Origin of the sequence: Burkholderia sp. SIMBA_051 (assembly GCF_046534915.1) — a bacterium.
Lineage (GTDB): Bacteria > Pseudomonadota > Gammaproteobacteria > Burkholderiales > Burkholderiaceae > Burkholderia > Burkholderia ambifaria.
Genome location: NZ_JAWRXS010000942.1, coordinates 1 through 234 on the forward strand (window position 1 = coordinate 1; position 234 = coordinate 234).

Below are 234 nucleotides of genomic sequence, written 5' to 3' on the forward strand. Positions count from 1 at the left end.
CTGGTGATGCACGCCGGGATCGACCTGTTGCCGCCGTGGGCGCAGCAGATGCTCGGCCTCGCGCGGTTCGCGCCGCTGCGGCGGGCGGTGGTCCGGCCCGGTGTGCGCGCAGTCGCGCCGGTGCTGCGCTGGGCGCTCGTGAACGGCGTATCGAAACGCGCACGGCGCCGCGCCAGCGCAGCGCCGTCGGGCGGCGAGCCGCCTGCATGACGGTGAGTCGGTAAGTCGCTCAGT

At 74.8% G+C, this 234-nt stretch carries 1 pseudogene; it reads left to right on the forward strand.

The features are described from left to right. Nucleotides 1-210: pseudogene (locus SB771_RS37260) on the forward strand (histidine kinase); the annotation flags it as partial. Nucleotides 211-234: the final 24 nt, after the last annotated feature.